Origin of the sequence: Aliirhizobium wenxiniae, from assembly GCF_019511445.1 — a bacterium.
GTDB classification, from domain to species: Bacteria; Pseudomonadota; Alphaproteobacteria; order Rhizobiales; family Rhizobiaceae; genus Neorhizobium; species Neorhizobium wenxiniae_A.
On the sequence record NZ_JAEUAN010000018.1, the window covers coordinates 28,419 to 54,199 of the forward strand.

At 60.4% G+C, this 25,781-nt stretch carries 19 protein-coding genes; 8 read left to right on the forward strand and 11 right to left on the reverse strand.

What is annotated here, in order from left to right:
* Nucleotides 1-28: 28 nt before the first annotated feature.
* The 3 genes from alaS to cckA form a co-directional block, all read right to left on the reverse strand.
* Nucleotides 29-2,683, reverse strand: a complete 2,655-nt coding sequence (gene alaS / locus JNB91_RS20695; protein ID WP_220327372.1) for an alanine--tRNA ligase — start codon at nt 2,681-2,683, stop codon at nt 29-31.
* A 190-nt stretch (nt 2,684-2,873) separates the two neighbouring features.
* A complete protein-coding gene (gene recA / locus JNB91_RS20700; protein ID WP_220327373.1) occupies nt 2,874-3,962 on the reverse strand; it encodes a recombinase RecA in 1,089 nt (362 codons plus the stop codon).
* A 236-nt stretch (nt 3,963-4,198) separates the two neighbouring features.
* Nucleotides 4,199-6,808 carry a cell cycle histidine kinase CckA gene (cckA, locus tag JNB91_RS20705; RefSeq protein ID WP_220327374.1) on the reverse strand — a complete coding sequence of 870 codons (2,610 nt, stop codon included), beginning with the start codon at nt 6,806-6,808 and terminating at the stop codon, nt 4,199-4,201.
* A 253-nt stretch (nt 6,809-7,061) separates the two neighbouring features.
* Here cckA and JNB91_RS20710 point away from each other — a divergent pair, with 253 nt between their 5' ends.
* Entirely contained in the window at nt 7,062-8,042 is a 981-nt protein-coding gene (locus JNB91_RS20710; RefSeq protein ID WP_220327375.1) for a flagellar biosynthetic protein FliO, read from the forward strand.
* 97 nt (nt 8,043-8,139) lie between these two features.
* Here the strand turns inward: JNB91_RS20710 and dksA are convergent, their stop codons facing one another.
* Nucleotides 8,140-8,559 (reverse strand): RNA polymerase-binding protein DksA, encoded by a 420-nt coding sequence (gene dksA, locus JNB91_RS20715; RefSeq protein WP_148144342.1) that lies wholly within the window; start codon nt 8,557-8,559, stop codon nt 8,140-8,142.
* A 256-nt stretch (nt 8,560-8,815) separates the two neighbouring features.
* On the opposite strand from dksA, the gene JNB91_RS20720 reads away from it, so the two are divergent.
* The 4 genes from JNB91_RS20720 (at nt 8,816) to JNB91_RS20735 (ending at nt 12,594) form a co-directional block, all read left to right on the forward strand.
* A complete protein-coding gene (locus JNB91_RS20720) occupies nt 8,816-9,313 on the forward strand; it encodes a SixA phosphatase family protein (protein WP_220327465.1) in 498 nt (165 codons plus the stop codon).
* Between the two features lie 67 nt (nt 9,314-9,380).
* Nucleotides 9,381-10,850, forward strand: coding sequence for a YcjX family GTP-binding protein (locus JNB91_RS20725; RefSeq protein ID WP_220327376.1), 1,470 nt, complete (start codon nt 9,381-9,383; stop codon nt 10,848-10,850).
* Nucleotides 10,847-11,920 (forward strand): YcjF family protein, encoded by a 1,074-nt coding sequence (locus JNB91_RS20730; protein WP_220327377.1) that lies wholly within the window; start codon nt 10,847-10,849, stop codon nt 11,918-11,920. Before JNB91_RS20725 ends, JNB91_RS20730 begins: the two co-directional genes overlap by 4 nt.
* Before the next feature lie 116 nt (nt 11,921-12,036).
* Nucleotides 12,037-12,594, forward strand: coding sequence for a hypothetical protein (locus tag JNB91_RS20735; RefSeq protein ID WP_220327378.1), 558 nt, complete (start codon nt 12,037-12,039; stop codon nt 12,592-12,594).
* 106 nt (nt 12,595-12,700) lie between these two features.
* Here JNB91_RS20735 and folK read toward each other — a convergent pair whose 3' ends face one another.
* The 3 genes from folK to folP are packed head-to-tail and all read right to left on the reverse strand — an operon-like array spanning nt 12,701 to nt 14,383.
* The gene (gene folK, locus JNB91_RS20740) at nt 12,701-13,228 is read right to left on the reverse strand and encodes a 2-amino-4-hydroxy-6-hydroxymethyldihydropteridine diphosphokinase (RefSeq protein ID WP_220327466.1); all 528 of its coding nucleotides are present in this window, start codon (nt 13,226-13,228) and stop codon (nt 12,701-12,703) included.
* Nucleotides 13,221-13,586, reverse strand: coding sequence for a dihydroneopterin aldolase (folB, locus tag JNB91_RS20745; protein ID WP_220327379.1), 366 nt, complete (start codon nt 13,584-13,586; stop codon nt 13,221-13,223). Before folB ends, folK begins: the two co-directional genes overlap by 8 nt.
* Nucleotides 13,583-14,383, reverse strand: coding sequence for a dihydropteroate synthase (gene folP / locus JNB91_RS20750; protein WP_220327380.1), 801 nt, complete (start codon nt 14,381-14,383; stop codon nt 13,583-13,585). The genes folB and folP overlap by 4 nt, the downstream gene beginning before the upstream one ends.
* A gap of 190 nt (nt 14,384-14,573) precedes the next feature.
* Between folP and JNB91_RS20755 the strand changes: the two genes are divergently transcribed.
* Complete coding sequence (locus JNB91_RS20755; RefSeq protein ID WP_220327381.1) at nt 14,574-15,185, forward strand: DUF922 domain-containing Zn-dependent protease; 612 nt, start codon at nt 14,574-14,576, stop codon at nt 15,183-15,185.
* 373 nt (nt 15,186-15,558) lie between these two features.
* Here JNB91_RS20755 and JNB91_RS20760 read toward each other — a convergent pair whose 3' ends face one another.
* Nucleotides 15,559-15,879, reverse strand: coding sequence for a 2Fe-2S iron-sulfur cluster-binding protein (locus tag JNB91_RS20760; protein ID WP_220327382.1), 321 nt, complete (start codon nt 15,877-15,879; stop codon nt 15,559-15,561).
* Between the two features lie 140 nt (nt 15,880-16,019).
* Nucleotides 16,020-16,391, reverse strand: coding sequence for an Hpt domain-containing protein (locus JNB91_RS20765; protein ID WP_220327383.1), 372 nt, complete (start codon nt 16,389-16,391; stop codon nt 16,020-16,022).
* 463 nt (nt 16,392-16,854) lie between these two features.
* Here JNB91_RS20765 and JNB91_RS20770 point away from each other — a divergent pair, with 463 nt between their 5' ends.
* Both JNB91_RS20770 and JNB91_RS20775 read left to right on the forward strand, forming a co-directional pair.
* Entirely contained in the window at nt 16,855-23,025 is a 6,171-nt protein-coding gene (locus tag JNB91_RS20770) for an apolipoprotein A-IV repeat region-like domain-containing protein (protein WP_220327384.1), read from the forward strand.
* A 255-nt stretch (nt 23,026-23,280) separates the two neighbouring features.
* Entirely contained in the window at nt 23,281-23,907 is a 627-nt protein-coding gene (locus tag JNB91_RS20775; RefSeq protein WP_220327385.1) for a LysE family translocator, read from the forward strand.
* A 568-nt stretch (nt 23,908-24,475) separates the two neighbouring features.
* Here JNB91_RS20775 and JNB91_RS20780 read toward each other — a convergent pair.
* Entirely contained in the window at nt 24,476-24,997 is a 522-nt protein-coding gene (locus JNB91_RS20780) for a P-loop nucleotide/nucleoside kinase family protein (protein ID WP_220327386.1), read from the reverse strand.
* A 169-nt stretch (nt 24,998-25,166) separates the two neighbouring features.
* Nucleotides 25,167-25,781, reverse strand: a complete 615-nt coding sequence (locus JNB91_RS20785; protein ID WP_220327387.1) for an ABC-type transport auxiliary lipoprotein family protein — start codon at nt 25,779-25,781, stop codon at nt 25,167-25,169.

The following is a 25,781-nucleotide window of genomic DNA, read 5'->3' on the forward strand; positions in this document are numbered from 1 at the left end:
GCCGAAGCCGCCCGCTCATTTATTTCGATTAGGCGGAAAGTGCGGCCGCGACCGCCTCGATCGCCTCATCGGCCTTGGCACCATCCGGACCGCCTGCCTGGGCCATATCCGGGCGACCGCCACCGCCCTTGCCACCAAGGGCGGCCGATGCGATGCGAACCAGATCGACGGCACTGAACCGGCCGACCAGATCCTCGGTTACGGCCACGACTGCGCTTGCCTTGCCGTCTTCGGATACACCGATCAGCGTGACGACGCCGGAGCCGAGCGATGCCTTGCCTTCGTCAGCCAGACCCTTCAGATCCTTGGCATCGATGCCGGCAAGAACGCGGCCCATGAACTTGGTACCGGCGATTTCGCGGGCATCCGCGCCCGTGCCGCCTTCACCGCCGCCCATGGCGAGGCGGCGCTTGGCATCGGCCAGTTCCTTTTCGAGCTTGCGGCGCTCATCGAGCAGAGCCTCGACCCGGGAAACGACATCCGAAGGCTGAACCTTCAGCGCGCCGGCCAGCGTCTTCACCCGGTCGTCCTGTTCAGACAGATAGGCGCGGGCCGCATCGCCGGTGACCGCCTCAAGGCGGCGAACGCCGGCGCCGACCGCGCTTTCCGAAAGCACGCGCACAAGGCCGATATCGCCTGTCGCATTGACATGCGTGCCACCGCACAGCTCGATCGAGTAGGGCTTGCCGGCCTTTTCGCCGTCGATCGCCGTGCCCATGGACACAACGCGAACTTCGTCGCCATATTTTTCGCCGAACAGCGCCATCGCACCTTCCGCGATCGCGTCATCGACGCTCATCAGGCGGGTGCTAACCTTGGCGTTCTGGATGATGATGGCATTGGCCATGTCCTCGACACGCTGCAACTCTTCTGCCGACATAGGCTTCGGATGCGCAACGTCGAAGCGCAGGCGCTCGGGAGCGACCAGCGACCCCTTCTGCACCACATGATTTCCAAGCACTTCGCGCATCGCTTCATGCAACAAGTGAGTTGCCGAATGGTTGGAGCGCAGGCGCGAGCGGCGCGCGTGATCCACGGTCAGGATGACAGCATCGCCAACCTTCAGCTTGCCTTCCGCGACCTTGGCAACATGGACGAAAAGGCCCTCGCCTCTCTTCTGTGTATCAGAAACAGAAACCTTGGCATTGTCTGTCGAAATCACGCCGGTATCGCCCATCTGGCCGCCGGATTCGCCATAGAATGGCGTCTGGCTGACCACGACCTGGACACTCTCGCCGACTTCGGCACTGTCCACGGACGTGCCGTCCTTGACGATGGCCTGAACGACGCCCTCGGCCTGTTCCGTTTCATAACCGAGGAATTCGGTGGCGCCGAGTTTTTCCTTCAATTCAAACCAGATCGCCTCGGTCGCCTTGTCGCCGGATCCGGCCCAATGAGACCGTGCTTCGGCCTTCTGGCGCTCCATCGCATCGTCGAACCCGGCAAGATCGACGCCGATTTCGCGGGTACGCAAGGCATCCTGAGTGAGATCGAGCGGGAATCCGAAAGTGTCATAGAGCTTGAATGCAGTTTCGCCGTCGAGCATGTCGCCCTTGCCGAGATCCGCCGTTGCATCGGACAAAAGCGAAAGGCCGCGCTCAAGCGTCTTGCGGAAACGGGTTTCCTCAAGCTTCAGCGTTTCGGAAATAAGAGCTTCCGCCCGGACCAGCTCCGGATAGGCGCGGCCCATTTCCTGGATAAGCGTCGGAAGCAGCTTGTACATAACCGGTTCCCTGGCACCAAGGAGTTCGGCATGACGCATGGCGCGGCGCATGATGCGGCGCAGCACATAACCGCGTCCTTCCTTGGAGGGGAGAACGCCGTCGGCGATCAGGAAGGCCGAAGAACGCAGGTGGTCGGCGATGACGCGGTGGCTGGCGCTGCCTTCCGCCTTGACGCCCATGACATCCTCGATCGTGCCGATCAGGGTGCGGAACAGGTCGGTATCGAAAACGCTCTGCTTGCCCTGAAGCACGCAGGCCATGCGCTCGAGGCCCATGCCGGTATCGATCGACGGACGCGGCAGAAGCGAACGTTCGCCCGGTGCCGTCTGCTCGAACTGCATGAAAACGAGGTTCCAGAATTCGAGGAAGCGATCGCCATCCTCTTCCGGCGAACCGGGAGGGCCACCCCAGACATTCTCGCCCTGGTCGATGAAGATTTCCGAACAGGGACCGCAAGGGCCGGTATCACCCATCTGCCAGAAATTGTCGGAGGTCGGGATGCGGATGATCTTGTCGTCGGAGAAACCGGCGATCTTCTTCCACAGGGTCGCAGCTTCCTCGTCTTCCGAATAGACGGTCACAAGCAGCCGGTTCTTCGGCAGATCGAAACCTTCGGTGACGAGTTTCCAGGCAAACTCGATCGCCTGTTCCTTGAAATAATCGCCGAAGGAGAAATTGCCGAGCATCTCGAAGAAGGTGAGATGGCGGGCGGTGTAACCGACATTGTCGAGGTCGTTGTGCTTGCCGCCTGCGCGCACGCATTTCTGCGAGGTCGTCGCCATCGAATATGGCCGCTTTTCAAGACCGGTGAAGACGTTCTTGAACTGCACCATGCCGGCATTGGTGAACATCAGCGTCGGGTCGTTGCGCGGAACGAGCGGGCTCGAATCCACAACTTCGTGGCCATTCTTCTTGAAGTAGTCGAGGAAGGTCGACCGGATGTCATTCACGCCGCTCATGCTACGCCCTTTTCAACCGCCGCTGCGGTACCAGTATTTGAAGTCAGAAGGCTTGTATCGTCCACATAAGCGACTGTCCAGCCGAACAGAAAACCGGCCGCACATCTTGCGATGGCGGCCGGTGAAAAGTGACATCAGGGAAACAGAAAGGGCCCTCCGTTTACGGCAGGACCGCCCTCACCCGGTCAAATCAGTCGTCTGCGGATCCATCGCCGTCATTGGCATCCGGGCCGCCGTTCTGCAGGAAGCGATCGGCTATCAGGCCGGCATTCTGGCGCAGCGAGGTTTCGATCTCGCGAGCGACCTCGGGATTTTCCCGAAGGAAGGTCTTGGCGTTTTCACGGCCCTGACCGAGACGCTGGCTGTTATAGGAGAACCAGGCGCCCGACTTTTCGACAATACCGGCCTTGACGCCGAGATCGACGAGCTCTCCGGTCTTCGACACGCCTTCGCCATACATGATGTCGAATTCAACCTGCTTGAAGGGAGGCGCCATCTTGTTCTTGACGACCTTGACGCGGGTCTGGTTGCCGACAACTTCCTCGCGTTCCTTGACCTGGCCGATACGGCGGATGTCGAGGCGGACGGAAGCGTAGAATTTCAGCGCATTGCCGCCGGTCGTGGTTTCCGGCGAACCGAACATCACGCCGATCTTCATGCGAATCTGGTTGATGAAGATCACCATCGTGTTCGACTTGGAGATCGACGCGGTAAGCTTGCGCAGCGCCTGGCTCATCAGGCGGGCCTGGAGACCGGGAAGGCTGTCGCCCATCTCGCCTTCGATTTCGGCACGCGGGGTCAGTGCCGCAACAGAGTCGACGACGAGAACGTCGACCGCGCCGGAACGAACCAGCGTATCGGTGATTTCAAGCGCCTGTTCGCCGGTATCGGGCTGAGAGATCAGAAGGTTCTGCAGATCGACGCCGAGCTTGCGGGCATAGACCGGATCGAGCGCATGTTCGGCGTCGACGAAGGCGCAGATGCCGCCCTTCTTCTGGGCCTCGGCGATCGTCTGGAGCGCCAGCGTCGTCTTACCCGAGCTTTCCGGGCCATAAATCTCAATAATACGGCCCTTGGGCAGGCCGCCGATGCCAAGTGCGATATCGAGGCTGAGAGAGCCGGTCGAAACCGTCTCGATCTCGATCGCCTGTTCGTTCGAACCGAGCTTCATGATCGAGCCTTTGCCGAAGGATCGTTCAATCTGCGAGAGTGCTGCTTCGAGCGCCTTACTCTTGTCCACGCCTTTTTCCTCTACGAGCCGCAATGTGTTCTGTGCCATGAGATCCCACCTTTAGGTTATTGCCGCCGCGCAAGCAATGAAGCAGCCGATGGGATATTCGTACTCATTTTGTTCTCATTCCGCAAGGGCCATTTAAACCCTTAGGAAGAAATCGTTATTTCCATCCCGTTCCACAAATGTTCACGGTTCATGCAAGCTGTGGAAATAACTTTGCATTTGGGGCATTTTGCCTGCCGTCAACACAAGCGCCCCAAATGCCTCAGAGATGAACCGGCCTATTCCGAATCAAGCATTTCACGCACGGAGACGGCCAGCTGCTTCAACGAGAACGGTTTTGGCAGGAAGCCGAATTTTGCGTCGGCCGGAAGGTTCCGGGCAAAGGCGTCTTCCGCATAACCCGAGACGAAGATGAACTTCAGGTCGGGATAGGATTTGCGCAATTCGGTCAAAAGGGTCGGGCCGTCCATTTCGGGCATGACGACGTCGGAAACGACGATATCCACCTTGCCTTCAAGCTCGTCCATGATGTCGAGCGCCTCGGTGCCGGAACCTGCCTCGTGGACGGTATAACCGCGCGTTTCGAGCATGCGCTTGCCACCACGACGGACCGCCTCTTCGTCTTCCACCAGGAGCACGACCGCAGACTTGCCGGTCAGGTCGATCGGCTCGGCGGAAGGTGTCGCGACAGCCTCGACCTTCGGGGCGACATTGGCGGCAGCATCGATCAATGCCGCGGCAGGCGTCGCAGGCGCGACCTCGGGAATATGCCGTGGCAGGAAGATGCGGAAGCTCGTACCCTGCCCCAGTTCCGATTCAGGATAGAGGTAACCGCCGGACTGCTTGACGATCCCGTAGACCATGGAGAGGCCGAGGCCCGTCCCCTTGCCGACTTCCTTCGTGGTGAAAAACGGCTCAAAAATCTTGTCCATGATTTCCGGCGGAATGCCCGTGCCGTTGTCGGAGACTTCGATCATGACAAAATCTTCAGACGGTAGCTCGGCCTGCAGGAAGCCGCTCGTGTCTTCCGCCGTCACGTTACGGGTCTTGATCAGGATCGTGCCGCCGCCCGGCATGGCGTCTCGTGCGTTGACGCAGAGATTGATGAGGACCTGCTCGAATTGCGAAAGATCGGTGCGCACCGGCCAGAGGTCACGGCCGTAATCGACTTCCAGCTTGACGTTGGTGCCGGATATCAACCGGTCGACCAGCATGCGCAGGTCGCCCACCACGTCTGTCAGGTTGAGCACGGCCGGACGCATCGTCTGCTTGCGCGAGAAGGCGAGCAGCTGGCGAACGAGCACGGCGGCACGATTGGCGTTGCGCTTGATCTCCATCAGATCGGCAAAGCTTGCGTCCGAAGGGCGGGCCTGCAACAGAAGATGATCGGAAGACAGGAGAATTGCCGTCAACACGTTGTTGAAATCGTGCGCTATGCCGCCTGCCAGCGTGCCGACAGCATTCAACTTCTGCGTCTGCGCCATCTGGGTTTCCAGCGCCTTCTGCTCGGTCGTCTCGACCGCGTAGACGATTGCGGCCTCCTCCGGCGCCTCGTCGCTCTCGTCGATCACGGCATTGACGTAGAAACGGACATAGCGGTTTTCGTCGCCGGGATGGCGGGATTCGATCGGAGCGATATCGCCCTGCCTGTCCTTGGCCGCGGCAAGAGCCTCCATCAGCATGTCGCGCGTGCTGTCGTGAACGATCCGCTCCAGCTGCGCGCTGCCTGCATCGACATCGTCACGCGAGACGACGCCCGCAAAAAGTCGCAGGAACGGCGCGTTGATGCGCAAAATCCTGCCGTTACCGTCCACCGAGGCAATCGCCATCGGCGTATTGTTGAAGAAGCGGGTGAAGCGCATGGCAGACGCGGACTGGTCGGTCTCGGCGCCCTTGGCGCGCATCAGCACCACGGTGCGGCTTTCGCCCGGCGCTCCGTCGCGCAGGGCGCTGACATTGTGGACCAGCTTTGCCGGAAGGCTCTGGCCGTTGGCGCGACGAAGGTCGAGTTCGAGCATCTCGGTGCGCTTCAGACCCGGAGCCGCCTGCACGGACTGGATGAGCGCCATACCCTCACCCGCCACGAGATCCGAAATCATCATCGATTGCGGCGTGAATTTCGTCAGGTCCAGACCAAGCCATTCGGCAAGCGTCGCATTGATATAGAAGATCTCGCCTTTCCTGCCAGCGGAGAAGAAGCCGACCGGGGCGTGATCGAGATAATCGATCGCGTTCTGCAACTCACGGAAAAAGCGTTCCTGGTCATCCCGTTCCGAGGTGATGTCGGTGATTTCCCAGATATCGAGGGCGTTGCGACCGGCAGAGCCGAGCAGCCGGGCCTTGAGGCGATACCAGTGTGCGTCGGAACCATTGCCGGTCAGGCGGCCTAACGGCTGCAGCAGTCGGAATTCCTCGTGGCCTTCGCGTCCTTCCCGCAGCGCCGATGTCAGGCGGTAGAGAGCCTCGGTCGATTCGCGTGTCTTAGACAACAGCGTTTCGAGCGACTGGACATTGTGGCCGCTGGTAGCGCCGGTCATGCGCCCATAGGCGGGATTGGCATAAACGATCCGCCCCTTGGCGTCGGTAACGACGATGCCGTCAGGGTGACTTGCCATGAAACTGCGGGCCAGCTCATCGGAGCGCGATTGCGGCATGACCTCGACAAGGCCGATCAACGACGAGACGATAAAGAAAATCCCGACCATGGCCAGGATGCCGAGAAGGCCGAGAACGACCTCGTTGTCCAGCGCCTGCTGGAAGACGACAAAGGCGATGGCAACGCCGAGCAGCACCATCGCCAGAAGGACGATCCGGACAACCGTGCCGCCGCGGCTGCCGCGATCAACCAATGGCGCTTCGTCGTTACCGGCTTTCGGCGAGCTGGTCATCAATACCTCTTGTTCCGGTGCATGCACCGACATCGCAAAACGCGCCCTTTGGCGTTCGCGATTCTCTCTTAGCAATTTGAAGATGAAGCAAAAAGCTCCGGAAAGCCACAAAAGGCGGGACAGTGCAGCGCCCTGCCCTATCTGAGATGCGAATGAGACACATTTTAGCGTTGACGGATGGCGCCAAGCCTTGCCTCCGGGGCGAAAAAATCGTCAGTGTCCAATGCATAGATCGCGTAAGGAGTTTAAAAACATGGCTGAACTTTGGGGCGAATACGGTCGCAACCTTGTCGTGGCGGTCATTGGCGTCGGTTTGGCCCTCATTTGCCTCGTCGGAATCCTGTGGATAGTGCGCGGACGGCGGGGACCTTCGCCATTCGTGCGTGGTGGGCGCAACCGCCAGCCGCGCCTGCAGGTACTGGATGCAGCAGCCGTCGATGCGCGCCGCCGCTTGGTTCTCGTCAGACGGGATGATGTCGAGCATCTGATCATGATCGGCGGACCGACCGATGTCGTCATAGAAAGCCGGATTACCGGTCCAGCCAGAGACGCGGAAAATCCGATCCAGGACGTGCAGACCGTAACGACTGCGGCACCGACCGCGGCGATCACCGCAAAGCCGGCGGCAACCGAGCCGGCGCGGCGACCGGCACCGGCCCCGGCACCTCGACCCGAGGCCATCAAAGAGCCGATGGCAGAGGTTCCCGCCCGCGAAGCGCGCGCTGTCGCAGCGCCCCAACCTGCCGCAGCTCCCTCAATCCCCGCTCCGCGCATGGAGCCGGTGGTTGCCCCGCAACCGGCAAACCCGGCCCGAATGGAGCCTGTGCAGTCTCGGCCGCGCGCGGAATCGCCGGCGGTCGCCCAGCCTGCGCTTGACGATGCCGCCCAGCTTCTCGACAGCCAGCGCAATCGTGTCTTTGCCGACCATAACAACACGGCCCCTGCGGCGGCGCCCGTTTTCCGTCCGGCACCGCAGCCGGTTACCGCCTCCACCGAACGGCCGACGGGTCTCGGAAGTGATTTTGAAAAGATCCTTGAGGAGGAGATGGCGCAGAACATGGCTGCGCGTGAAGCGTCGCTTGCCAATCGCCCGGGCCGCCCGCTGCCCCAGGCAGGCCCGGCCGTCGCCATACCGGTCGTCACGACGCCGGGTGCCGCGACGCGGGAAGATCCCTCACTGCAAAGCGAGGTCGCCCGGATATTCGGGGAAATGTCTGCGAGCCGCGACAAATAAGGCCCGTATCAGGAACGATGAATGCAAACAAAAAAGGCACGTCGCGACGTGCCTTTTTTTGTTTTTGTCTTTTGTTTTTGTCTCAGCTTAACGAAAACTATTCGTCGCGATAGACCTTTTCACGTCGCTCGTGACGCTCCTGCGCCTCGATCGACAGTGTTGCGATCGGACGGGCGTCCAGTCGCTTCAAGCCGATCGGTTCGCCGGTTTCTTCGCAATAGCCGTAGGTTCCATCGTCGATACGCTGCATGGCAGCATCGATCTTGGATATGAGTTTGCGCTGACGGTCGCGGGCGCGCAATTCAATTGCACGGTCCGTTTCCGAAGATGCGCGGTCTGCTAGGTCTGGATGGTTTGCACTTTCCTCAGCCAAGTGCCCGAGGGTCTCCCGTGCCTCCCTGAGGATGTCATTCTTCCATGCGATCAGTTTGGCCCTGAAGTAAGCCTTCTGATTTGCATTCATGAACTCTTCGTTTTCCGAGAGCACATAGTTACTAAGATCGATCTTCTCACTCAACGCGATTCTCCTGAAGAACATCTCATGAGGCCCCTATACTCCATTAACCAGTCCTCATTCAAGCCTTTCGCCCACATTTGCAGCAGTTTTAAATTTGTCACAAAAATCGGCTAAGTGGCTAATTTTTATGCTTTTCCCATAATCGCATGGGTAGCCGGCTTCCAAACACCTCAACCGGCAGCACATGATGCGGTTGACCAATCGGCCCAAGCAACGTTACGCCTTTTACTCAGCGTTTCATTTTGGCGAGCCGAAGATGATCGAGCCTGAACCATTCCGTATTTATTTGATGCGACATGCGCAGGCGGCTTCGTCCGTGCCGGGCGGGCGCGACTTCGACCGCGATCTCGACGATCGCGGCTACATGCAGGCGGAGATGGTTGCCGATCGTGCGGCAGATCTTGGATATGTACCGGACTGCCTCGTCAGCTCCACGGCGGCGCGCTGCCGGCAGACTGCGGAAATCGTGCGTCGGGCCATTCGCGAAACGCTGGAAATCCAGTTCGTCGACGAGCTTTATAATGGCACACCGGATCTCTACGCGACCATCATCGCCGGGCAGCGCCCTGCCCGTTCCGTCATGCTGATCGGGCATAATCCGAGCATAGACCTGCTACTGGAGGGTCTTATCGGCAAAGCTGCGAGACGTGCCGCAATGCCGGGTGGATATCCGACGGCAGGCCTTGCGGTTCTCGACTATTCCGAAGAGACGGAGAATGGCGGCTGGGTGCTGACCAACCTGCTCAGCGTGTGAGCGGCTGCGCATTGCGAGCAGGCGACGCACGCCTATATAGGGGAAAACACTTTTTCGGGATCCCGCCTTGGCGACTTCGCTGACCAGTTTTACCGACGACGCTCGCATTGCACTCGACAATATCGCCGACCGCGCATCGGGGCTCGTGAACCCGACGATAAGGCTTGGCGTCACCGGCCTTTCGCGCGCCGGCAAGACAGTGCTGATTTCATCGATCGTGCACAACCTCCTCAACGGCGGCCGCCTGCCCCTTTTCGAGGCAGGCCGATCAGGCAGGGTCTCAAGCATAAGGCTGGAAGAACAGCCGGATGACGCGATACCGCGCTTCCAATACGAGGACCACATCCAGGCGCTCGTTCGCGATCGCATATGGCCGGATTCGACCCGCGCCATTTCCGAATTGCGACTGACCATCGATTACCAGAGCGCCAGCGGCTGGAACCGGTTCTTTTCGCCGGGAAGGCTTTCTCTCGATATCGTCGACTATCCGGGAGAATGGCTGCTCGATCTGCCTCTTCTTACTCAGGACTACCGCCAGTTCAGCAATGGGACGGCGGAACTGGCGCAGACAGGCATCCGCAAGGAACTGGCGCGCGACTGGCTGCAGCTTGCGACGACGATCGACATGGATGCGCCGGCCGATGAAATGACGGCTCGCCGCCTGTTCGAGGTGTTTTCGGCCTATCTCAAGGCGTGCAAATCCGACGAGAGATCCCTGTCGACCCTTCCGCCGGGACGTTTTCTGATGCCCGGAGACCTCGAAGGCTCGCCGGCTCTGACTTTCGCACCACTGCCGGGCATTGCGGAGACACCGGCAATCAAGGGGTCATTGCGGGCGATGATGGAGCGCCGCTTCGAGGCCTACAAGACCGTGGTGGTAAAACCGTTCTTCCGGCATCATTTTGCGCGACTCGACCGGCAGATCGTGCTCGTCGATGCGCTGCAGGCAATCAATCGCGGGCCGGAGGCGCTGCAGGATCTCGAACGGGCGCTGAGCGACGTGCTCGGCTGTTTCCGGCCGGGACATAACAGTTTCTTCTCGTCCTTCGTTACACGCCGGATCGACAAGGTGCTGATCGCGGCCACCAAGGCTGACCACCTGCATCATGAAAGCCATGACCGGCTCGAGCGGCTGACCGGCCGTCTCGTCGACCGCGCCATTCAGCGCATCGGCCTGTCGGGTGCAGGATTCGAGGTGATGGCGATCGCTTCTGTGCGCGCCACGCGCGAGGCGAGCGTCAAGGAAGGCAATCACATGCTGCCGGTGATCGTCGGAACGCCGATGGCGGGTGAGACGATCAATGGCGAGCGGTTCGACGGCACCAAGACAACCGCCATCTTCCCCGGCGATCTGCCGGCCGACCCGACGCATATGTTCAACACGCTGGATAGTGACAGTCCCGAACTGCCGGACATCAATTTCGTCCGCTTCCGGCCTCCGGCGCTCGAAGGGTGTTCGGGCAAGCTCAATCTCGCGGTGCCGCATATCAGGCTCGACCGCGCCCTGCAGTTCCTGCTCGGAGACCGCCTCGCATGAGACCGCCGCTCAACACCGATCCGTCCCGACGCCGTCCGGCTGCATTTCAGGTGGAAGACGAAGCAGACAGGGAAACCGTGACGGCTCCACCAGCGCGCAAACCCAAGAGCTTCGATCAGCCGGTCACGGTCGTACCGGACGAAGACGATCCGTTTTCCGGTGCCGATCTCGAGACAGTAAGCCTTCCCATCGCTGAGCCGAGGCGGCGCAAGCGTTTCTCATTCGTCGCGCTTGCAACGGCGGCGCTCGGCACATTCCTCTCGCTTGCCTTCGGGCTTTGGGCGGATCAGGTCGTTCGCGATCTTTTCGCCCGGGCCGACTGGCTCGGTTATGCCGCGATCACTGCGCTTTCGCTGGCGCTTTTCGGATTGCTGGTCGTTGTCGGGCGCGAGATCATGGGGATCGCCCGTCTTGCCGCAGTGCAGACCCTGAAAACAGAGGCGGAAGAGGCCGCAGCTTCCGTTCAGGCCCAGCCTGCGCGCAAGGTGGTCGAACGCCTGATATCGCTCCTCAGTCACCGGGCGGAGACGGCCAAGGGCCGAAGCGTTCTCGATGGGACCAAGGACGACATTATCGACGGGCCGCATCTTCTTGATCTCGCCGAGCGCGAATTGCTGACGCCGCTCGATCGCAAGGCGCGCGGCCTGATTCTCAATTCGTCCAAGCGGGTGGCGGTCGTCACCGCCATCAGTCCGCGGGCGATCGTCGATCTCGCCTATGTCCTGTTCGAGGTCACGCGCCTCGTGCGCGCCATGGCCGAGCTTTATGGCGCAAGACCAGGAAAACTCGGCCTTCTGCGGTTGATCCGCGATGTCATCGCGCATCTGGCTGTTACAGGCTCCATCGCTGTCGGCGACGGGTTGGCGCAGCAGGTTCTCGGTCATGGACTTGCGTCGAGACTGTCGCGCCGGTTGGGCGAAGGCGTCATCAACGGGCTTCTGACGGCACGGATCGGGATCGCGGCCATGGACCTGTGCCGACCGCTGCCGTTCCGCGCCCTGCCGCGACCGGGGATCGGCGATTTCATGTCCGATATCGTGGCTGCCGGCCGCACGGACGAGAAGGACTAACCCTTTCCGGGACACCCTGCAGGCGCCGAAAGATACGAAGCATTAACCATTCTCGCTTAGTTTCGGCCTCACTAAACATTGCCGCTGACAGCGGAACGTCCCAAGGGGAAAGCCTCATGTATTCGCGCTTCTTTTCGCTTTTCGGCGGGCTTGCCGCTTTGACTTTTGTCACCGCAGTTCCGGCATTTGCTCCGCAGGCGGAAGCTGCATCGCGCGACCAGGTGTTCTTCCAGTCTGTTGCAGGCGTATGGAAGGGTCCGGGCGAGATCGTTGCCGGCAAATACAAGGGCACCAAGTTCAACTGCAACCTGACCGGCTCGCCATCGCCTGACGGAGACACGGGCATCAAGCTCGACGGCACCTGCCGCGTCGGCGTGTTTCAGCAGCCGATGACGGCCGTCATCACCCAGAACGGACGCGGTTATACCGGCAAGTTCCTCGATGGCGCCGAAGGCAAGGGTCTCGATATCGTCTCCGGCTCGGTCAATGGCGACAAGGTCGTGATGGGTATCAACCGCGCCAAGCTCAACGGTGCGATGGTCGCCAGCCTACGCGGCGACAACAAGATGAACATCACCATTTCGGTCAAGGTCGAAGACCAGATGGTGCCTGTCATCGGCCTGTCTCTCGACCGTGACATCGATTCGATTGCTGTCGGATCGATCAAGGAGTGAGATTGTTCTCAGGCGAAGTTCAAATCGCCTGAGCTAATCCTTATTCTTAAATCTCAGAGATATCACCTTATCTGAAAACGGCTTTCCGTTTTCAGATATTTTTCTGTCAGGCGACAGCTATCTGCCGCCACCAGAGACCATCCGGCTTTGCGATCCGAATGCCGGTCGAATTCAGGCCTCCTGCCCAGCTCTCGGCCTTACGCCCGTTGACGACCATCTGCGGCGCGAGATCAGCAAGCGGCAGCATGACGAAAGCGCGCTCGGTCATGCGCGGATGCGGCAGTTCCAGCGCCGGGGATTTTTCAACCCGGTCGCCATAGGTCAAGAGATCGATATCGAGCGTTCTTGGCCCCCAGCGCTCCGCACGAACCCGCTTCATCTCGCACTCTAAAGCGAGGCAAAGCTCAAGCAGTTCTTCCGGCTCAAGCTCAGTCTCGATCAGCGCGCAACAGTTGAAGAAGTCGGCCTGATCGGTCTTGCCCCAAGGGGGCGTCAGATAGAGACGCGAAACGGCGATGACCCGACAGTCCTTTCGCGCATCAAGCGTCTGCAGCGCATGCGCCATGGCCAAGGCCGGATCGCCGATATTGCCACCCAGTCCGAGTGCTGCGATTTCCAAAGGATGATCAGGCACGATGCTCAACGCGAACCTCCACGTAATCGAGAATACCGGGGATCGGGGCACTTGGCTTTCTGATCGCCACCTCGACCCTTCGGATCCGCGCTGACCATGCGGCGAGCCCCAGGGCCACGTCATTGGCGAGCGTTTCGATCAGGTTGCGGCGACTGCCGGTCATGATCTTTTCGACCAGTTCATAGGCCAATCCGTAATGAACCGTCTGCTCAACGTCGTCGGAGACAAGCGCATCCCCAGCTTCGACATCCATAACGACATCGACGAAAAATCGCTGGCCGAGCGCCGTTTCTTGCTCGAAGACCCCGTGATGCGCATAAAAAGCGCAGTTTTTCAGAGTGATCTGAAATGTCGTCATCCGTTTTTTCCTGCCTGCTCGATCGCCCTGCCAGCCCCCAGCACTGCGTCGGCCATACGCAAGGCATCCAGATTGCCGGCCACATTGTGAACCCTGAAAATCGACGCACCGGAAAGCCGCAGCATCGCAGTGGTGGCGGTCGTTGCAAAATCCCGCTCCGTTGCCGCGTCGCGCTCAGTGATTGCACCGACAAAGCGTTTTCTCGATGTGCCGACGAGAAGCGGAAAGCCCAGCGAATGAAGCTCGCCGCAGCGCGCCATCAATTCACTATCCTGTTCCCGTTTCTCGACGAAGCCAAATCCGGGATCGAGCACGATTGCATCATCTGCAATGCCGGCGGCCTTCGCCATATCCAGCGATTGGCCGAAAAACATCAGCTCGTCGTCGATAATATCGTCACGAAGGTCATCACGACCGCGGGCGGTATACATGATGCAGAGGCCCGCCCCGCCATCAGAAACGACATGCGCCATCTGCGGATCGTGCCGCAGACCATAAACATCATTGACGATATGCGCGCCGGCGGCGATGGCCAGTTTCGCAGTCTCGGCGCGATAAGTATCAACGGAAATCAGCGCGTCGGTTTCCCGCGTCAATTTCTCGATAACCGGGAGAACGCGATCCTGTTCCTGCGCGGCCGTCACCACTGCTGCACCGGGCCGTGTCGACTCACCGCCGATATCGAGGATGGAGGCTCCATCCTTGACGCAGGAAAGTCCATACTTCACGGCGCTTTCGACATCGATGTAGCGCCCTCCATCGGAGAAGCTGTCGGGCGTCACGTTGACGATCGCCATGATGCATCCCCTGTCGCCAAGCGTCAGGCTGCGACCATGAGCAAGACGCCAGACTCGGTTGTGCGATGTTGCCACAGGCGATCCATCTTTTTGAAAGTAACGCAAATTTTCATGCCTTCGTGTTGCACTTGCGCAGGCTATGCCCCAAGCTCGTTTCAACTTCAACGTACCAGGCTCGAGAATGTTTTTGATGCGCAGAGTCCACCGAGCCTTCGGTGCAGCCTTCCTACTCTGCGTGATCTCGGTCCCGGCGCAGGCAGAACCGCTCATCACCAAGTCCTATTCCTATTTCCGCATCGGCGGCCGCACGGCAGAGGAACTGGACAAGGAACTGGAACGCCATGGCCCGGTCACCAGGACCAGCGGCAACCGGCATCCCGGCGCAACCGAAATCAAGTTCGGCGGTGAGGTAACCTATGTGGAGCGGGGCAAACGCTGCTCGGTCGGCGGCGCAAAGGTGACGCTACGGACCCACATCATCCTGCCGCGCTGGAGCAATGGCGGCAAGGCCGAGAAAGACCTGCGCTTCATCTGGGGCACGCTGTCATCCGACATCAAGCGGCATGAGGAACGTCACGCCGAGATTGCCCGCAATTACGCCCGTATGCTTGAACGGGAGTTGCTCGACCTCCCGCCCCGCGACACATGCGACGGTGTCGAAGCCATGGTGACCGAAACGACACGGCGCGTGCTCGCCGAGCACGACAAGCAACAGGCCCTTTTCGACCGCGTGGAAGCGAAAAACTTCGACGCCCGCATGACCCGGCTTTTGCAATATCGCATCGACCAGCGTCAGAAATAAGCGAAAGCGGCGCTTCTTATCCCTGAAGCTTGCCCCAGGCTTGCGGCGATAGCTGTGAATAATGGATGATTTGTCGCGCTGGCCTGATGTGGGCCGACCGTCTATATATTAGATATAAATTACCTATACAGAATTGATTTCAGTCGGCATCATACACTGAACATTCGAATCCTCTCAGCTCAAGCTGGGATCGACCGTCCCGGTCGGAATTCTCTTTGGTGGCGTTTCCGTTTGTCGCGTTCACTTGCTGCGTTCCCCTGGCGCGTAACCTAGCCGCAGGTGTTACCTCCCTCGCCTGCCGGCTGTGCGCCCACCTTGCCTCGCTCACACATCAAGGAGCGAGGCTATTTTTTTGGAGCCACGAAATCTCAGATCAGGCCTGACGTTCGGGAATATTGACGACGAGGCCGTCGAAGTCGGCCTTCATCTTGATCTGACAGGAAAGACGCGAGGTCGGGCGCACATCGAAGGCGAAGTCCAGCATGTCTTCTTCCATCGGTGCCGGAGGGCCGACCCTTTCCGTCCATTCGTCATCGACATAGACATGACAGGTGGCACAGGCACAGGCGCCGCCGCATTCCGCATCGATGCCCGGGACAGAATTGCGTACGGCATTCTCCATCACCGTCGAACCGTTGTCCGCGTCGATTTCGAAGCGTGTGCCGTCGAAGGCTACGATGGTCAATTTCGTCATATTGGGAAGATCCGGGTTGGGGGCACGGGCCCCTTGGAAGCCTTGGGTAAACCCCGTCTCTGCCACCAAACTGCCGGGTCAGTCAATCGCGCCGACGACGCCGGCTTTGCTGCCGGCGTCCGAACGACAAAAGGATCGCGTCAGCGGCAAAGGCCGGTGATGAAATTTTCGGCCTCGATGGTTGCGGAATGAAGTGTCGCCATTGCAGCTGCATCGGCAGGATCGGCTTCCAGGCGTGCCGCTGCGTGAGACACCTTGAAGGCACCGACGGCACTGGCCGATCCCTTGAGGCGATGGGACAGTGTTGTCACCGTCGCGGCTTCTGCGATAGCGATCTCCTGTATCAGGCAACGCGCCTGCCGGGCAAACATCTGCAATATCTCGGCTTCCAACGCCTTGTCGCCCATCGTCTGTTTTGCCAGATGAACGAGATCGATCGGACGCTCCTTGGACAGGCATGCCGCCTTGTGATTGTCAGGAGCTTCGAAAGCGATATGGGCCGCGGTTGCCATTTGCCTGGTTCCTTGCTTAATAATGATCTCAACTCCGAATTGTCCGTCGGAGCCTTAGCTATCCCGTTAAATTTCGGCACAAACGCGACGCAAATCTTCGCAAATGGTTAATTTGCGTTAAAGTGCCGGTATTGCAGGGGTTTCACTCTGAGACGTGGTTTAAATCCTGTTAACAAGATCTGTCGACCGGTATCACGATGACGCGTTTTGTTTGTGCGAAAACCCCGATTGTGCCACTACAATACGGTTGAGTGGGTCACTGGAACATTGCGGTGACCGATGTGGGACGGTCGGTAAGCTTTCATTATCATCCATTTGAAAGAACGACCGTCGAATGAAATTGTAATAGGTCATCCGAAGCTCTAGGGCTGACGATCTCCGGCATGAGTATTCCGCTCATCGATCTGCAGGCGGCAGCAAGTCGAGCGGAATGCCGGGCGTGTATGTAACGAGGCGTAACCGCATGGCGAAGAACACCACGAATGAATCGATCGACGAAACGGCATTCCAGGCACTGGAAGATGCCTTGAAGATCGATTTCAACGATGAACCGCCCCGCGACAAGTCCCCGTCGTCCGCCTCGGAGGCCAGAGTGTCTGACAAGCCACGATCCCGCCCTGCCCCGTCACAGGCAGCCGCCCCCCGCCGCGAAGCTGCCGCAGATGCGCCACGCCAGTCCTCAGCGGACCCGGCGCCGCGTCAGCCCGCCTTCGAGCCTGCCAATGATGCCGGCCGCCGCAACACGGCCTCGATCATGCGCGCGCTGGATGGCGGCTCGGTGCGCGGCGCAATCCGCAATGCGTCGATCATCTCTCTTCTTTGGGCTGTCGCCGGTGTCGGCCTCGGCCAGCTGATCTATGGTGGCGCACTTTGGGACATCACCTCGGTTGCCGGCGTTCTCGCCGCTCCGGGTCTCGTTGCGCTTGTTGTGGGTATTCTTGTTCCGATCCTGCTCTTCTTCGCCTTCGCCATCATGATGGCCCGTGCGCAGGACTTGAGAAACGCTGCCCGCTCCATGGCCGAAGTCGCTCTGCGTCTTTCCGAGCCGGAAACCATCGCCTCCGAGCGGATCATGAGCGTCGGCCAGGCCGTGCGCCGCGAAGTCTCGGCCATGAATGAAGGCATCGAGCGTACGATTGCACGCGCTGCCGAACTGGAAGTTCTCGTTCATTCCGAAGTCAATGCGCTGGAGCGCAGCTATAGCGACAACGAAATGCGCGTGCGCGGCCTCGTTCAGGAACTGGGCTCGGAACGCGAGGCGATCGTCAATCACGCCGAGCGCATTCGTTCGTCCATGGTCGGCGCGCATGACCAGCTCAAGGAAGAGCTGGCGCTGGCAACCGAAGAAATCTCGATCCGCCTTGCCACATCCGGCGAGGCTTTTGCCTCGATGATCGACACCCGCGCCGCAGCCCTGATGGAAAAGTCGGATGCGGCCGGCGAAGCACTGGCTTCTCTGCTTGCCACCAAGACGGAAAACCTGATCGACACGCTGACGACCTCCGGGATAGCGATGTCGACGGAATTCGACATCCGCATGGAAATGTTGAGCTCGACCCTGTCTGAACGGGGTGATGCGATCCTCTCCTCCTTCGAGACGCGTGCATCGAGCCTCGACGCCAATACAGAAAAGCTCAATGCGGCGCTTGCCGACCGTACGCGCCAGCTGAACGAGACCCTGATTGCGCGCACACGCGAAATCACCGAGGGTCTGTCGAACAGCGAAAAGTCGATCACCGGCTCGCTCGATGGCGTTCTGACCGCTCTCAATCGTTCGCTTGACGACAAGAGCAGTTCCTTCCGTCAGAGCCTGCAGTCCGCAGCCGATGATGCGGTCATGGATCTCGACCTGCGCACCGGCTTCTTCGAGGAGCGCCTGCACACGACGATCGGCCATCTCAGCACGTCGTTCGACGAAGGCCTGTCGCAGTTCACCACGGCCTTCGACCAGCGCGCCGGCAGCCTCGACAGCAAGCTGATGGACAGCCTTGCGCGCATCAACGAGACCGTTGCCGGTGGCCACGAAGCGATCGACGGCATTCTTTCGTCGAGCATCGAGCGGATCGGCAATGCACTGACCGACCAGCAGCTGGCAATCGCCACGACGCTTGGCACCGGCCAGGAAGTGCTCGATTCCATGCTGGAAAGCCGTTCGAAGGAGTTCTCCGACGCGCTTGCCGCACGCAGCAGCGAGATCAGCGGCGCCTTCGGCGACGCACACAACAAGATCGACATGATCATGGCAGCGCGCGGCGGCGAAATTTCCGCCAGCCTTGCAGACAGCCAGAAGCGTTTCGAAGACAGCATTTCCAGCCGCACCTCGGCCATCATCACCTCTGTGACGGAGAGCCACGAGCGCTTTGCCGGCGCAGTAGACGAGAAGGCCGGCGCTCTGCAGTCGCTGATGGCGGAAACGCCGGATCGCCTTGCCTCCATCCTCGACCAGAAGAGCGAAGAGATCACGCGCGCGCTGTCCGAAAGCGAAATTCGCCTGACCGGCGAGATGGACAAGCGCGCTTCGGCACTCGACACCACGCTTGCCTCCAACCGCGATCGCCTGTCGGAAATCCTCGACGACAAGTCGATGGAAATCGCCACCTCGCTGTCGCTGCATGAAGACCGCCTCACGACGGCACTCACCGACCACACGACAAATGTCGTCAACAGCGTTGCCGATGCGGATACCCGTCTTGAAGAAGCGTTTGCGAAACGCGCCGAAGCGATCCGCGAAGCCTTTGCCGACAACCAGCTCAATCTCGACATCTCGCTCGAAAGCCGCACGTCGGAACTCGCCAACCTGCTCCAGAGTGGCGGCGATCGCCTCGAACAGACGGTTGGCGGTGCTGCCGGCCGAATCGAGACCGCATTGTCCGAAGGCACCGAACGCTTCGACGCGACGATGACCGATGGTCTGCTGCGCATGGATACGTCGCTCGCCGTGGCCAATGAACAGTTCAGCGCGACGCATGAACAGATGACCGCATCGTTCGGCACAGCCCACGAGCAGATTTCCGCGTCCCTCGCCACGGCCCATGAGCAGATGACCGCGTCTCTGGGTTCCGCTCACAACCAGATCGCCTCGTCGCTCGATGCAGGCCATGAACGGATTTCCGGAACGCTTGGCACGGCCGCTCGCCAGATCGGCGATACGCTCGCCACCAGCGGCGACCAGCTTACCGATGCCGTCGGTTCGGCTCATCTGCGCATGGCGGATGTGCTTGGCCAGGCAAGCCGCGACATGTCGGAAACGCTCGATGCCGGCCACGACCGTCTGCGCACGACGCTCGATGAGCGCGCAGCCACGATCTCCGGCACGCTGACCGATGCCCGCGAACAGCTCGATACCCTGATGATGGATCAGGCGACCTCGATCGGCACCACGATTGCAACCAGTGCCGGCATGCTGGAAATGTCGCTCGAAAGCCAGCAGGAAGCCCTGCGTGCCACGATCGATACCGCCAGCGAAATGCTCGACACGCGCCTGCGCGACAATGTCGGCTCTATCGCAACCCAGATCAGCGATGCGGCACGCGAGATCAGCCAGTCGACCGATGCCTTCACCTCGCGTGTCGAACAGACCGTTGGCGGCGTATCCACCGCACTCGACAGCGCCGGAAGCCGTATCGAAGTCACCTTCGGCGGACTTGAGGATCGTATCCACAACGAGGTTCTCAGCGTCAGCGCCATCGTCGACGGCGCCGGAAGCAGCCTTGCGGATGCACTTGCTGCCCGCACGGCCGAACTAGAGCGCATTTCCAACGCTGCAGCAGACCGGGTCTCCGAGACCGTCAACAGCCGTGGCATCGAAATCGAACGTGCAACCGGCGAAGCTGCAGAACGGATCGCCCGCGCGATCGACGAACGGACGAGCGCACTCGAACAGACGAGCACGGACGCCGCTGCCCGTATCGCTGAAACGCTCGACGGCCGTACGGCCCATATCGAAGAACGTTTCGGCACGATGGACCGGGCTCTTTCCCTCGGCCTCGAAAGCGTTGCCAAGACGATCGAAGGCAAGGCTGTGGGTTTTGCTTCTTCGCTTCGCGATGCTGTCGCCGAAGCTGGTCAGGGCATGAACAGCGAAGCAAGCCGCTCGGCCGAAACGCTGTCGCGTGCCGGATCCGAGTTCACCCAGGAACTTACCAGCCGCAACGAGGAATTCACCCGTTCGATCGAAGACCGCTCCAACGAAATCGTCGGACGCATCTCCGAAACCCAGAGCCGCCTCGCCGGCCAGGCCGCAACCGTGGCTCAGGCCTTCTCCGAAGCCGGCAGTGCGATCGTCAGCAAGGTGGCTGAAGCCGACAAGCTGGTGAAGCAGCAGGTCGATGCGATCTCCACCGCGCTCGGCAATGCCGAACAGGCTCTCGACAATCGCGGCCAGTCGATCCGCTCGACCCTTTCGGATGCTGCAGGCGAACTCGATGTTGCGCTCGATGCCGTCGATCGCGCGCTGGCTGCCCGTGGCGATGCGATCCGCACCGCGCTGGACACCCGTTCGCGCGATCTCAACTCGATGCTTGCAAGCCGTTCGGAAGAACTGTCCCGCCTGCTCGACGAGAAGGCCAAGCCGATGGTCGAGGCCTATGCCGAAACCGGCCGGACCGCCGCCGAGCGTATGGAAGCAGCAGCCCAGCAGGGTGCCGAACGCCTGACATCCGCCTCGCAGCAAAGTGCAGAGCGCATGACGGCCGCGACGCAGCAGACTGCCGAATGGCTGACCTCCTCGTCGCAGCAGAGTGCCGAGCGTCTCGCATCGGCCGCGAAGGAAACCAGCGCCCGCATCCGTGAAGAGAACGCTGCCCTGGTCGATGCCATTGCGGCCCGCACCAACGAGACGCTTGCAGCGCTCAACCAGCGCACGGAAGCCGCAGCCCACATGGTTCGCGGTGCCGAGCAGAGCCTGCTTGCCAATGTCGACGGCATTATCGAGCGGCTTTCGAGCAGCAATGTTCACATCGCCTCTCTCGTCGAGAACGCGGCCGAACAGCTTGCCGCGACCGACCAGAAGCTCGATCAGACCGCATCGCGCTTCGCGCATTCGGCAGGGTCCGCCGCAGATCTGGTTGCCGGTTCCACGCGTCTCCTCGAAAACAACATCGATCGGCTGGTCAATATTTCCGGCCAGACGCTCAGCCAGGTCGGCGGTATCGTCGGCCGGTTCGAGGACCATTCGAAGGTTCTCGCCCAGGCGTCCGAGCTTCTCGGTGCCGCCCAGTCGAACCTCGTCAGCACGCTGGACGAACGTCAGGATGCGTTGCGCAGCCTGTCTGTCGGCCTGGTCAAGCGCTCCGACGAGATCGAGGCAACCTTGCGCAACCTCACCGCGCTGGTGGATGGCGCCTTCGAGCGTGCAGAAGAACGCACGGCCAATGTCGGCGACAAGCTGCGTGAAGGCCTGCATGCGTCCTTCGTCGATATCGGCCGCCGTCTCGGCGAAACCCAGCAGCGCGCCGAAAATACCGCACAGGTCATGCGCGCCGCCCTGCTCGACGCCGGTGAAGAAGCCAACCGCACGATCGAGACGACCCTTTCGGATGCGGAAAAGCGTGCCCGCGAAATCGCCGAGCAGATGCGCGGCAACATTTCCGGTTCGCTTGGCGACGTCGAACGTCTGATGGGCGAGGCCTCGCAGCGTTCGGACGCGGCTGCGAAACATCTTCGCGAGAGCCTGCGTCAGTCTGTTGAAGAAGCGGTCGGCCGCTTCTCCGGCGCGACAGACGAGATCCGCCGCTCGGCGCAGGATATCCGCCAGGAGCTCGATGCCACCCGCTCGGAACTGAAGCGCGGTGCATTCGACCTGCCGGAAGAAGCCAAGGAAAGCGCTGCCGCCATGCGTCGCGCCGTTTCCGAGCAGATCAAGGCCCTGCAGGAAATCTCGCAGCTCGTCGGCCGCTCTTCGCAGCAGCTCGAAGTCGCTGAAGCGAGCCCGGCCAAGGCGCCGCTCGCAGCGAGCGCCCCGGCTGCGCCGGTCCGTCCGCAGCAGCAGATCGCCCAGCAGCCGGCCCAGGCTCCGGCTCAGGCACAGCCCCGCAACGATGCCTATACCGCCGGCATGCTGCGCGGCACCCTGCCCGCAGGCAAGCCTGCAGCTCAGGCTACTGCCCCGACGGCACGTCCTGCCGAGACAGCGGCTCCGGCCGGCCAGGGCGGCTGGATCAGCGATCTCCTGCGCGGCGCATCGCGTGACGAGACCGCAGGTCAGGCTCCTGCCCGTGCACCGGCTGCCCGCCCGGCAGAACCGGCCCAGGCACCGCGGACCGCCAATGGCGACAACCGCAACCCGCGCCACATGGTGGAATCGCTGAATTCGCTTTCGGTCGATATCGCCCGCGCCATCGATCATGACGCCTCTGTCGATCTGTGGCGTCGTTACCAGCGCGGCGAGCGCGATGTCTTCACCCGCAGGCTCTACACGCTGAAGGGCCAGCAGACATTCGACGACATCAAGCGCAAGTATGATCGCGAGCCGGAATTCCGCACCGCCGTCGACCGCTATATCTCGGACTTCGAAAAGCTGCTCGCCGACGTTGCCCGCACCGACCGCGACCGCACCGTGACCCAGAGCTATCTCACCTCTGATACCGGCAAGGTCTACACCATGCTTGCCCACGCAGCCGGCCGTTTCGGCTGAGACGGGACGAGACAGCTTACAAACAAGAAAAGGCCGCCTTTCGGGGCGGCCTTTTCATTTGAAGGGGCATGTCACTCCTCAATCATCAAGGCAAATCAGTTCTCCGCAGTCCAAGGGCAATGATAGCTTTGCGCCGAAGTCCATCATGAGGCGGAAGCGATATTTGCTGCTATTGACTCAGCTTTCAAACGCGGGCTCATCTGCGCCATATGAAACGTGATGACATTGCGTTTCACCTGCGGAGAGAAGACTGAGATGAGCACTGAACTGACAATCATTCTCACGACATTGGGCCTCTATGCGGCCGTAGTGATCAGTCCCGGACCGAATTTCGCGCTCATCAGCAGGCTGGCAGTGTCAGGCGCGCGGTCTTCGGCTGTCGGTGCAACCTTCGGCCTTGCCATCGCAGCAACATTCTACGCCGTCCTGTCTATGACGGGACTGGCGCTGGTTCTCACCCGCGTCAGCTGGCTTGCCGGTCTGATCCAGATCGCCGGTGGCTGTTATCTTGTCTATCTGGGCCTGATGGCCTGGCTGTCGGGTGGGTCGCAAGCAACTGTCTCCCGGGAAGGCGGCGTTTCCGGAAGCCTGTCGCGTGGCCTGAGGATGGGCATATTGGTGAACCTCTCCAATCCCAAGGGGATTGCCTTCTTCATCGGCCTATACGCCGTTGCCGTCCCGGCGGAGACGGCCATGTGGGTCAAGCTGACGATCCTTTCTGGCGGGTTTGCGCTCGAAATCCTCTGGTACGGTCTGGTGACGGTGCTGTTGTCCGGTCGAACGGCGCGCCAGGCTTACGAGCGTTTCGGACGCTGGATCGAGCGCGGCATCGGCACCCTGCTTGCCGCCTTCGGCCTGCGCCTCATTTCCGAGAGACTGTGATGAGCTTGCGATCGGGTCGTTTGCTCTGCGATGGGCCGTTAAGTGTTATGACGTAGAAGCGTCAACAGGAAACATTGTATCATCTTGTCTTGTAATTTCTGCAATGGTGAAACGAGTGGGCGATTGAGAAGTGGATTGGATTAGCCTCAATGTCGGACTTTCTGTGCTCGCAATCGCGTTACTGAATTTCCCCTTCGCTCTTTACCAACTACGGCGCGGCAAATTCAGCGTAGATCGGGTATTGCGTCCCCTCAAAGTCTTGGCGGCATTTGTTGCCGTTTGGGCTTTGATAGATGTCCTCCAGCGGTGGGAAGGCTCGAATGTTTACGAAGGATGGCTCCTAACTGCCGCACTCTTCGTCAAGATAGGGCTTGTGTTTGCCATACCATTTACAATCGGTGGGCTGTTTGGACAAACCCTCGCATGGGTAGTTTGGAAGCTGATGAAGGCACGACCTTAATCTCAAGGTCCAATTTCCGCTTCCGGCCAAAACCGGATTGCATCCGCTTACGAAACATTCTCGCCTCTACCGAAACCTGCCTCTTTGGAAAGAGACGAGAACGCATCATCATTCGTCCGACGTTGCGACAAGGCCTTCTTCCATCTGCAATCTGGAGATCAGATCGACAGCGATCTCTTCGGGTGAGCGGCCGGCCGTTTCGACGATCAGCGGCTCTGTCTCCCAGTTCTCGAAAATACGCGCCTCAGTCGCGGCCCAATCGGGCTTTATCAGTCCCGCAACATCGGTCACACGCGTCTCGACACGGCGGCGATGCTCGTTTCTGTCCGAACACCTGACCCAGATATCGGCTGAGGGCACGCCTTGCCGTTCGGCTGCGGCGCGCCATGCCCTGCGGGTGATCGTCAGGCTGTTGACCGAATCCGCGACAACGATATGCCCGAGCGCAAGATTGTCCTCGGCCACCCCATAGGCGACCATATAGCCAAGCGGGCCGACTTCGGCGCCCGTGTTGCGGATATTCTGTTCGATCGTATCGACGCGGACATGAACAGCGCCCAGCCGGCGCGCCAGTGCTTTTGCGAGTGTCGTCTTTCCGCTCCCCGGCAAGCCGGCAAGAATGATCAGCATCGGCACCTTCCCTGAACGATCTCAATCGATTCGGACCAGGGAAGCTTACAGCATGTCTCCCGAAAGTGGTCACCGGTTTCGGGACGAAGACTTGCGCAAAAACAATGAGCTAAATCACAGCAAGCGAATCTGAAAAATCGCGCCGTGATTTAGCGTGCCCGCCTGGAAATCACATCGATTTCAATGCCCAGTCAACAATCTCGCCGCCGACCTTGGCGTAGGCGCGGTCAAGCGCTTCGACAAAATCGCTGTTCTCGGTTCCGCGAACCGCAGAACTTCCCTTGAAGACGGATTGGGCGCGGACACTGCCATTTCGATCATTGAGGATCTTTGCCGAAATTTCGACATTGGCAACACGGCTGCCGCCGGTGGTGACCTCGAAGGCACGGATATCGGTGACCACCTGATAGTCGATTGCAAGTCCCTGCCCCGGCTTGCCGACACCGCCGACGCGGCCGGAATTCTCGAAGGCTTCGACGAGTTTCGACTGAACCAGACGCGGCAGACGATCACCCCAGCGGGAATTGGCGAGATACTGCACTTCCGACGGAGAAACGCGGACGACGACCTGTTCGCTGTCGAGCATCTTTACCGCTGTCGGTTCCGGCACGAGGATCTGGCGGTTCTTCACCGAAGGGCCGGAGGTTGCAGGTGTCAGCGACAGATCGAACGTGTCGTTGTTTGCCTTGGTGCCGCAACTGCTGAGCAGCGCCGCAAGCAGGGGCAAGGCCAGAGCCATGGAACGGCGACCGGCCGGCGGCTGCGGAAACCTGGATACACTCAT